This is a genomic window from Clostridium sartagoforme AAU1, from assembly GCF_000401215.1.
GTDB lineage: Bacteria > Bacillota > Clostridia > Clostridiales > Clostridiaceae > Clostridium > Clostridium sartagoforme.
In genome coordinates, this window is the sequence record NZ_ASRV01000221.1 from 1 (window position 1) to 9,863 (window position 9,863).

The window sequence follows — 9,863 nt, forward strand, 5'->3', positions numbered from 1 at the left end:
CAAATATATTTTAAATTATGGTATTATTAAATTATTGGATTAATAATATAAAATTTGGAAGGTGTATGATAATATGGGGGAAAATCATAATAGTATTAGTTCTATAGATGGAAGTGTTTATGTTAAAAATAGGGAGATAATAGTAAAAAATCCAGAAAATAATGGTAAGCTTGCAATTATTTCTCCACCTTCACGAGGAGAATTATATATAAATGAAAAAAGAATAAATAAACCCCATAGCATAAGTGAAGATGACTACATAGAATTTAAGGAGTTTAGAGAGCAAGGACAAAGAATTATAGATATAAGTTTGAATGAAGATAAAACAGAAGCTTATATTTCGATAACATATAAAAAAGAAATCGTATATTATTTAAAAGATATAGAGGTAAGTAGTAACTTAATTTTAGATATAGAAGCTAAAGAAGAAGCTGAACCTCCAATAATAAACGAAAGTGAGCTAAATAATGAGTTAAAAAAGGTTAGAATATCTTATGGAATTGATAATGATGCTATAAAGTATATAGCAAGTAGTGGAAATGTTTACCGAAAGATAATAGCTAGAGGGATAAAGGCTAAAGAACCAATTGAAGATAGTATAAAAATATTTTTTAACTCTAGTAATAAAATAAAAATAGATGACGATGTAGAAAAAGTTGATTATAGAGATTTTAATTTTATAGTAAGTGTTAAAGCTGGTGAAGTTTTAGCCGAAATTATAAAAGGAGAAAATGGTGTTGATGGAAGAAATGTTTTTTCAGAAAAGATACCAGGAAAAGAAAAGAAAAAAATTGTTTTTTCAGCAGGACAAGGTTCTAAGTTAAAAGATAATTTAATAATTTCAACTATAGATGGAAAACCATGCTTTGATAAAGGAAAAGTATGGGTTGAACCAATGTATGTATTAAATAAAGATGTTACAATTTCTACAGGTAATATTAAATTTCCTGCTAATGTTCAAATAAATGGTAAAGTAACAGAAGGAATGAGTGTATATTCTGAAGGAAGTGTTCTTATAAAAAATGGAGTATTTAGCGGATTTATTGAAGCAAAAGACACATCTGAAATTAAAGGGAATATAGTTAGTTCTATTATTGATATAGGAGGTAAAGACTTAATTAAAGAAAAACGAATTAAGGAATTAAGGGAATTAAAAGATTATTTAAAATCATTAATAAATAATATAGTATATCTTAAAGATCATAATTTTGTTCAAAATAATGTAACATATGGAATGATAATTAAGTCATTAATAGAAACAAAATATAAGAATATCCCAAAAGTTTGCATTAAGATTATTTCACATACAATGCAAGATGATTGTCATAATTCACGAGTTGTTAAGTTAGTAAAAGAAAAGCTCATAGGAGCAGCTCCTAGTAATATAAAAAATATAAACGAATTAGATGAAATAATGTTTGAATTAGATAAGGAAATAGAGGATCTTGAGAAAGAGGTTGTAATAGCTTCCGACTTAATAATAGAATATGCTCAAGAATCTCAAATAAATGTTATGGGAAATATAAATATAACAGGAAAAGGGCTATTTACTAGTAAACTATATGCATCTTGTAATATTAATTTTTTAAAAGGAAATTCAGTGTGTAGGGGTGGTCACTTAAAAGCAGGCAAGCTAATTAAAGCTTCTATTATAGGAAGTGAATCAGGGGTAGTTACAAGCTTGGAAGTTGAGAAGGATGGAGAGATAAATGTAGATATTGCGTATCATAACACTATTTTTATTATAGGAAATAAAAAATATATTCTAGAAAAGCCATCAAAAAATGTACATGCTTACATAGAAAAAGATGGAAGTTTAAACGTAGAAAAATTACTTCTATAGGAGGAAAGAGAATGAAGGAGATAAAAATATTAGTCTTTAAATTAGGTAATGAATTTTATGCTACAGACATAATGGAAGTAGAAAGAATTTTAGGCTATGAAGAGCCTACTGCATTGCCAGATTCACCAAGCTTTTTAGATGGTGTAATCAACTATGAAAATGGAGTTTTACCTATTATAAATCTTGTTAACAAATTTAAATTAAAAATAGAAAATAGTATAGACAAGAAGATTATAGTGGTAAAAAGAAATGTAGGAAAATTTGGAATATGCGTGGATAGTGTTAGTGAAGTTCAAAGTATATTAGAAGAAGAAATAAATAATCCAGAGAGTCTTTCAACCTTAATATCAAAAAGATATATAAAGGGGTTAGTAAAAAACATAATAATATAATTATTATGTTAGATTTAGAAAAAATATTAACGATAGAAGAAGAAGAGATTATTTTTCAGGGGTGACAAATTTGGAAGATAAAAAAGAGGTTAGAGTTGGAATAGCTGATGCTGCAGTTGTATCTACCCCAGACAGGCTAATAACTTTGGGACTTGGATCTTGTGTTGGTATAGCATTATATGATAAAGAAAAAAAATAGCAGGACTAGTTCATATAATGTTACCAGATAGCACACAGTTTAAAAATATAGTAAATCCATTTAAATATGCAGATTTAGGAATTGAAAAATTATTATCAGAAATGATATCTCTTGGATGTAGAAAAAATAATATTATATGCAAAATAGCAGGTGGAGCATCTATGTTTAATTTTCCAGATAAGAAAATAATAAGTGATGTAGGTAAAAGAAATAGTCTTGCAGTTGTAGAAATGCTAAATAAACTATCTATCCCGATAATAGCTGAAGATACAGGTGGGAACAAAGGAAGGACTATGATTTTAGAAAGCGAAGATGGTGCAGTAACAATTAAAAGTATAGGAAGTGGACTAAAAAGGCTATAGGAGGTGGATGCACTATTTTGGTACATAATGACTTGAAGAATAGACGAGATATAATTTTAATAGGAGCATCAACAGGTGGACCAAATGCAATTGAAAAAGTTATTTCAGGATTAACTACAGACTTGAATATATCAGTTTTAGTAGTTCAACATATGCCAAGTGGTTTTACAAGAGCCTTTGCAGAAAGATTAAATAAAAAATGTCAGTTGAATGTTTTAGAAGCTAGTAATGGTATAAAAATAGAAAAAAACAAAATATATATTGCGCCAGGCGGTTATCACATGATAGTAGAAAGAGGTGGCATTATAAGGCTTAATCAAGAGCCACCAATTTGGGGGGTAAGACCTGCTGTAGATAAATTGTTTATATCAGCATCTAGTATATATGGAAATAGAATTATATCTGTTGTGCTTACTGGCATGGGAAAAGATGGTGCAGAAGGAACTGTAGTTGTAAAAATGAACAAAGGAATAACTATATCACAGGATGAAAGTAGCTCTATAATTTATGGAATGCCAAAGGTTACATATGAAACTGGATGTGTAGATTATGTACTTTCATTGAATAATATTACAGCAAAAATAAAAAGCTTAGTTAATGCGACTTAGGAGGATATATGGACTTTACAGAGTTTCACAATTGGATATATAAAGAGTTCAATATTAATTTAAATGCATATAAGCCAGAACAATTGAATAGAAGAATTGGAAGCTTAATGTCGAGAATAGGAGTAGATTCCTTAGAAAATTATAAAAAACTTTTATTATCAGATAAAGATGAAAGGCAAAGATTCCTAGATTTTATAACCATTAATGTTACAGAATTTTTTAGGAATCCAGAACTATTTAGTGAATTAGAAAATACTTTGAAAAATTATATTTTAGCTAATAATAGATTGAAAGTTTGGAGTGCAGCGTGTTCAATAGGTTGTGAACCTTATAGTATTGCCATGATGTTAAGTGAAATAAATTCAAATGGTAGAAATAACATAATTGCAACAGATATAGACGATACTATACTAAAGAGAGCAAGGCTTGGAGAGTATACACAAGCTGAAATGAAAAACATAAATGAAGAATATAAAAGAAAATATTTTAAAGTAGTAAAAGATAAGTACATAATAGAAAATAAAATAAAATCAATGGTTACCTACAAAAAGCACGATTTGATTTTAGATTATTATGATAAAGATTTTGATTTGATAGTATGTAGAAATGTAATAATATATTTTAAAAATGAAGTAAAAAAAGATATTTTCAAAAGATTTGCAGATTCCTTAAAAAAAGGTGGATTATTATTTGTAGGAGCTACAGAAAGTATTTATAATTATAAAGAGTATGGCTTGGAAAAAGTATCTACTTTTATTTATAAGAAAGTATAAAGGGGTGAAATAAAATGGACGTATCTCAATACATGGGAATGTTTTTAGAAGAATCAATGGATAATTTACAAAATTTAAATGAAGCGCTATTAGATTTAGAACAAAATCCAAATAATATAGATAAGGTGAATGAAATATTTAGAGTAGCTCATACTATAAAAGGAATGGCAGCTACAATGGGTTATAGTAATATAGCTGAATTAACTCATAAGATGGAAGATGTTTTATCAAGGTTTAGAGAAGGAAAATTAAGCGTTACTAGAAATGTAGTTACAGTACTATTTGATTGTTTAGATACTTTAGAAAAAATGGTTAGCAATATAGAAGATGGTAACGATGAAGATGTAGAAATAAAAAATATTATAGAAGATCTAGAAAATGTAGTTAATAATAAGATAGAAGAAAAAGAAGAAGAAGAAGAAGAAATAAACAAAGAAAATATTAATAATTCTACAAAAATTGAATTAAATCAATATGATTTATCAGTAATGAAGCAAGCAAGTGAAAATGGCTTTAATGGAGTTAATATAGAAATAATATTAAGAGAAGATACTTTATTAAAATCAGCAAGAGCATTTTTAATAGTTCAGGAACTTGAAACTCAAGGAGAGATATTAAAATCTTTTCCATCAACAGAAGATATAGAAAATGAACAATTTGATACTGAATTATTTTTTGTTTTGATAACATCTAAGTCTAAGGAAGAAATAGAAGACTTAGTTATGAATATTTCAGAGATCAGAAGTGTGGAAACTTCATATGTGGTTTTAGATGATGCTTTTATAACAGAAAAAAATATCGCTAATAATGAAATAGTAAGTGAATTAGAAAAAATTCATATAAAAGAAGATTTAGTAAAAAATAAAGTTGAAAAACAAGAAAAGAAGAGAGAAAATAATAAAAAAGCTCACCAATCAGTTAGGGTTGATTTGCAAAGAATTGATAAGCTTATGAACATGGTTTCAGAACTTGTTATATACAGAACAAGATTAGAACAAATTGTAATTAATGATAAATCACAAGAACTTATAGAAACTTTAGAGCAAGTTGAAAGAACTACATCTGACTTACAAGACTTGGTAATGAAGATAAGAATGCTTCCTTTAGAAGTTGTATTTAATAGGTTCCCTAGAATGATAAGAGATTTATCAGTAGAACTTAAAAAAGAGATAAATTTTGTTATAGAAGGTGCTGAAACAGAATTAGATAGAACTGTTATAGACGAAATAGGAGAGCCGTTAATACATCTTTTAAGAAATGCAGCAGATCATGGAATAGAAAGTAAAGAAGAAAGAATTGCAAAAGGAAAAGACCCTGTTGGAACAATAAAATTAGTAGCTTATCAAGAAGGAACTAAGGCATTAATAAAGGTAAGTGATGATGGAGCTGGAATAAATCTTGAAAAGGTGAAAGCTAAAGCTGAAAAAGTTGGTATAAATACTGATGGACTTAGTGATAATGATATTAGAAACTTAATATTTGCACAAGGCTTTAGTACTAATACAGTAGTTACAGACATATCAGGACGTGGGGTAGGAATGGATGTTGTTAAAACTAAAATTTCTTCCTTAGGAGGAACTGTAGATGTTATAAGTGAAGAAGGAAAGGGATCAAGTTTTATTATAAAATTACCTTTAACTCTTCAAATAATTCAAGCTCTTTTAGTTAAAGTAGGAAATGAAACTTTAGCAATATCTTTAGGATTTATAGATAGAGTTATAGATTATAAAGAAGAAAATATCAAAAAGACTAATGGAGAAGAAGTAATAGTTTATCGTGATAACATTATACCTCTAATAAGATTAAATGAAAGACTTGGAATTGAAACTACAGAGAGTAAGAAGAAATTCATAATTATAGTTAAGATAGGAGAAAAAACCGTTGGATTACTAGTTGACTCATTATTTGGTCAGCAAGAAATAGTAATAAAGCCTTTAGGAAAAACTTTAAGATCACTAAAGGAATATATAGGAGCTACAATACTTGGAAATGGTTTAGTAACATTGATTCTTGATGTGGCAGCATTGATTTAGAGAGGAGGATTTTTATGGAATACAAAAATTTAACAACCTTTCAATTAGATGCTTTAAGGGAAGTTTCTAACATAGGAGCTGGAAATTCAGCAACAGCTTTATCAATGTTGCTTGGAACCAAAATAGATATGTCAGTTCCAAGTACAAACTTGATAGAGTTTGACGAATTATTTAATAGTTATAAAGAAAATGAAGTTGTAGCTGTATTAGTAAAAGTGCTTGATGATATTCCAGGAAGTATTCTTTATGTATTTGAAAAAGATGTAGCTTTAAACATGATATCAAAAATGATTTCCATTAATGAAGAAACATTGACAGAAATGGGGATATCAGTTATAGGTGAGATAGGCAATATAATATCATCATCTTTTATGAATGCAATTGCAAACTTTACAGGATTAAAGGCAACAGCTTCAGTACCTGCGGTAGCTAACGACATGCTAAGTGCAATACTTGTTTCAACTTTTGTTGAAACAGGTCAGCATCAAGAGTATGTTTTAGATATAGAAACATTATTTATAGGAGAAGGAAGCCACAAGATAGAAGGACATTTCTATTTTGTACCTGCTCCAGGATCATTAGAAAAAATTTTAGAATCACTAGGAATAAGATAATTTGGAGGGATTAAAATGACAAAAGTTTTAATAGTAGATGATGCAGCTTTTATGAGAATGATGATAAAGGATATATTACAAAAAAATGGTTTTGAAGTTGTAGGAGAAGCTTGCAATGGAATAGAAGCAGTAAATTTATATAAAAAAGAAAGTCCGGATGTTGTAACAATGGATATAACTATGCCAGATATGGATGGAATAGAAGCAGTAAAGGAAATTAGAAAATTTGATTCAGCTGCAAAGATTATAATGTGTTCTGCTATGGGACAACAATCAATGGTTATGGATGCAATTAAATCAGGTGCAAAAGATTTCATTGTAAAGCCATTCCAAGCAGATAGGGTGTTAGAAGCAATAAGAAAGGTAGTTGGTTAAAAACTATTTAGGAGGCAAGTTAAATGCAATTTGTAATATTTAAATTAGGGGAAGAGCATTTTGCAGTAGAGACAGACAAAATACTAAGCATAAATGATATGATGACTATAACAAAGGTGCCTAAATCTCCAGAGTATATAAAAGGGTTAATAAATCTTAGAGGAAGTATAAAATCTTTAGTTGATGTTAATTTATTATTAAATATAAAATCAGAAAAAGAACAAAATAACATAATAATATTAAAAGTTGATGAAGAGGAAATAGGCATATCAGTAGATGAGGTTGAAGAAGTCATAGATATAGATGAATATAAATTGCAAAAGCTGGAAACACATAATACTGAAGGATATATAAAGGGAGTAATTGACTTAGAAGGTAGATTACTAACAGTAATAGATATAGAAAAATTATTAAACCACTAAGAAATGAGGGAGAAAAATGGCAGAGGTTTTAAGTCAAAGCGAAATAGATGCTCTTCTTTCTGCCTTATCTACAGGAGATGTTGAACCAGAACAGCTAAAAGAAAAAGAAGAAAAACATAAAATAAAAAAATATGATTTTAGGAGTCCTCAAAAGTTCTCAAAAGACCATATAAGGACTTTAGAAATGGTTCACGATGCTTTTGCAAGAATAATAAGCAATTACCTTTCAGGACAGCTTAGAAAACATGTTAGAGTAGATATTCAAAGTGTAGAGCAGATAACCTATGAAGAGTTTGTTCACTCTATTCCTAATCCCACTATACTGACTATTTTTAAAATGCCGCCACTTCAAGGAAATATATTACTAGAAATGAATCCACAATTTTCATTTCAAATATTAGATATACTTTTAGGAGGAACAGGTGATAGAGAAGAAAGGGCAAAAGAATTTTCTGAAATAGATAAAAATATTTTATCAAATATTACTTCCGAAATGATAAAGTCCTTAATTTTAGCTTGGGATGGTATTTTAGAGGTGAAACCAGAATTTGAAGGGCTTGAAACTAATGCATCAGCCAATCAAACGTTGGCACCTAATGAACCTGTTGCCCTACTTAGTTTTTCAGTTGAACTAGGGAAAAGTACGACATATATGAATTTATGTATTCCATATTTAAGTGTGGAAAAAGTATTAGATAAACTTGTTGTTCAATATTGGTTCAAAACAGATGAATCAGAACTTCAAGATGAGTCAAGAGAAAAGCTTAAGAAAGGCATGGAGCCTGTAGAGGTAAATATGCATGTTCAACTAGGTAAAACCAATATAACCATAGACGATTTTTTAAAGTTAGTTAAGGGAGATGTTTTAGTATTAAATTCTCAATACAGTGATCCTGTAAGAGTTTTTGTAGAAGATGAAGAATGTTTTATAGCAAAGCCTGGGACTATAGGAAAAAATATAGGGATAGAGCTTTTAGATATTATAGATAAGGATGTGATTGAGAATGAGTAATGGGTTTTTATCTCAAGAAGAAATAGACTCATTGTTAAATGGCAGTATGGAAACTCAAGAGCCAGAGCTAATATCAGATATAGAGAAAGATCTGCTTGGAGAAATAGGAAATATTTCTATGGGATCAGCATCAACAGCTCTTTATCAACTTATAAATAAGCAAGTTAATATAACAACTCCTAAGGTTAAAATAACTACCTTAAGAGAGATAAAAAATAATTTTGAGTATCCTAATATAATTTTAGATGTAGAATATGTATCTGGAATAACTGGAAGAAATATATTAATAATGCAAACAACAGATGCAGCAGTAATTGCTAATCTTATGATGGGTGGAGATGGCCAAGTTAATACTACGGAGCTATCAGAATTAGAAGTAAGTGCTGTTCAAGAAGCTATGAACCAGATGATAGGATCAGCAGCAACATCTATGGCAACCATGTTTGCAAGAGAAGTAAATATATCACCTCCAAAGTCAACAATATGGAGAGATATTAATGAAAAAGTATCTGAAAATATTCCGGAAGATGAAGCAATAGTTGAAGTTCGCTTTGATTTGACTATAGAAGGATTACTTCAATCCAATATGATGCAAATACTACCTATAGATACAGCTAAGAAGATTGTATCTATAATGATGGGTGAAGAACAAGAAGTGAGTAAAGAAATAGGTCAAGAAGCAGCCTATGATGGAGATTATAAATCAGAAGAGAAATCTATAAGCACTGTAGAAGCAAAGAAAATAGAAGAAAAGCCTGTGGAAGTGCATGGAGCTAGCTTTGAACCTTTATCACAAGGTATTGTTGGAGAATCACATAAAAATATAGATTTAATACTTGATGTTCCTTTAGAGGTTTCTGTAATTTTAGGAAGAACTAAAAAAAGTATTAAAGATATATTAAACTTAAGTACAGGATCTCTAATAGAATTAGATAAGCTCGCAGAAGAACCAGTAGAAATTCTGATAAATGGTAAAAAAATAGCCTATGGAGAAGTTGTAGTTGTTGACGAAAACTTTGGAGTTAGAATAACAAGTATTGTGAGTGGAGCAGATAGAATAAGATCACTTAAATAATACATATGGATTGTTAAATTATTAATTAATAATTGATAATAGAAATATAGAAAAAACTCTTGCGGGAGTTTTTTTCTATTTATGAGAAAATTATAAAACCTTTAGTTTTAAATTGCGAAGCATTTTTCAGTTCACAGCGCACAGTTCACAGTTCG

General features: G+C 29.0%; 9 protein-coding genes and 2 pseudogenes. All 11 read left to right on the forward strand.

What is annotated here, in order from left to right; all coding sequences use genetic code 11:
- Nucleotides 1-73: 73 nt before the first annotated feature.
- The 11 genes and pseudogenes from A500_RS17450 (at nucleotide 74) to fliY (ending at nucleotide 9,708) form a co-directional block, all read left to right on the forward strand.
- Nucleotides 74-1,843 carry a DUF342 domain-containing protein gene (locus tag A500_RS17450; RefSeq protein ID WP_016208893.1) on the forward strand — a complete coding sequence of 590 codons (1,770 nt, stop codon included), beginning with the start codon at nucleotides 74-76 and terminating at the stop codon, nucleotides 1,841-1,843.
- 11 nt (nucleotides 1,844-1,854) lie between these two features.
- Nucleotides 1,855-2,300 (forward strand): annotated as a pseudogene (locus A500_RS17455) (chemotaxis protein CheW).
- Nucleotides 2,297-2,796 (forward strand): annotated as a pseudogene (locus A500_RS17460) (chemotaxis protein CheD). Before A500_RS17455 ends, A500_RS17460 begins: the two co-directional pseudogenes overlap by 4 nt.
- A 17-nt stretch (nucleotides 2,797-2,813) precedes the next feature.
- A complete protein-coding gene (locus tag A500_RS17465) occupies nucleotides 2,814-3,404 on the forward strand; it encodes a CheB methylesterase domain-containing protein (RefSeq protein WP_016208897.1) in 591 nt (196 codons plus the stop codon).
- Nucleotides 3,405-3,412: 8 nt separating this feature from the next.
- A complete protein-coding gene (locus A500_RS17470; RefSeq protein ID WP_016208898.1) occupies nucleotides 3,413-4,177 on the forward strand; it encodes a CheR family methyltransferase in 765 nt (254 codons plus the stop codon).
- A gap of 14 nt (nucleotides 4,178-4,191) precedes the next feature.
- Nucleotides 4,192-6,210: a chemotaxis protein CheA gene (locus A500_RS17475; protein ID WP_016208899.1), complete on the forward strand. Its 2,019-nt coding sequence runs from the start codon at nucleotides 4,192-4,194 to the stop codon at nucleotides 6,208-6,210.
- A 14-nt stretch (nucleotides 6,211-6,224) separates the two neighbouring features.
- Nucleotides 6,225-6,824, forward strand: a complete 600-nt coding sequence (locus A500_RS17480; protein ID WP_016208900.1) for a chemotaxis protein CheC — start codon at nucleotides 6,225-6,227, stop codon at nucleotides 6,822-6,824.
- Between the two features lie 15 nt (nucleotides 6,825-6,839).
- Complete coding sequence (locus tag A500_RS17485; RefSeq protein ID WP_016208901.1) at nucleotides 6,840-7,199, forward strand: response regulator; 360 nt, start codon at nucleotides 6,840-6,842, stop codon at nucleotides 7,197-7,199.
- A gap of 23 nt (nucleotides 7,200-7,222) precedes the next feature.
- The gene (locus tag A500_RS17490) at nucleotides 7,223-7,621 is read left to right on the forward strand and encodes a chemotaxis protein CheW (protein WP_016208902.1); all 399 of its coding nucleotides are present in this window, start codon (nucleotides 7,223-7,225) and stop codon (nucleotides 7,619-7,621) included.
- A gap of 16 nt (nucleotides 7,622-7,637) precedes the next feature.
- Nucleotides 7,638-8,633, forward strand: a complete 996-nt coding sequence (gene fliM / locus A500_RS17495; protein WP_016208903.1) for a flagellar motor switch protein FliM — start codon at nucleotides 7,638-7,640, stop codon at nucleotides 8,631-8,633.
- Nucleotides 8,626-9,708 carry a flagellar motor switch phosphatase FliY gene (fliY, locus tag A500_RS17500; RefSeq protein WP_016208904.1) on the forward strand — a complete coding sequence of 361 codons (1,083 nt, stop codon included), beginning with the start codon at nucleotides 8,626-8,628 and terminating at the stop codon, nucleotides 9,706-9,708. The genes fliM and fliY overlap by 8 nt, the downstream gene beginning before the upstream one ends.
- The last annotated feature ends 155 nt before the right edge of the window (nucleotides 9,709-9,863 follow it).

What these genes read in the sequence shown, in the direction of transcription:
- A500_RS17490 (WP_016208902.1), top strand. Translation starts at nt 7,223, where the DNA reads ATGCAATTTGTAATATTTAAATTAGGGGAAGAGCATTTTGCAGTAGAG.
- A500_RS17485 (WP_016208901.1), top strand. Translation starts at nt 6,840, where the DNA reads ATGACAAAAGTTTTAATAGTAGATGATGCAGCTTTTATGAGAATGATG.
- A500_RS17475 (WP_016208899.1), top strand. Translation starts at nt 4,192, where the DNA reads ATGGACGTATCTCAATACATGGGAATGTTTTTAGAAGAATCAATGGAT.
- fliM (WP_016208903.1), top strand. Translation starts at nt 7,638, where the DNA reads ATGGCAGAGGTTTTAAGTCAAAGCGAAATAGATGCTCTTCTTTCTGCC.
- fliY (WP_016208904.1), top strand. Translation starts at nt 8,626, where the DNA reads ATGAGTAATGGGTTTTTATCTCAAGAAGAAATAGACTCATTGTTAAAT.
- A500_RS17470 (WP_016208898.1), top strand. Translation starts at nt 3,413, where the DNA reads ATGGACTTTACAGAGTTTCACAATTGGATATATAAAGAGTTCAATATT.
- A500_RS17450 (WP_016208893.1), top strand. Translation starts at nt 74, where the DNA reads ATGGGGGAAAATCATAATAGTATTAGTTCTATAGATGGAAGTGTTTAT.
- A500_RS17480 (WP_016208900.1), top strand. Translation starts at nt 6,225, where the DNA reads ATGGAATACAAAAATTTAACAACCTTTCAATTAGATGCTTTAAGGGAA.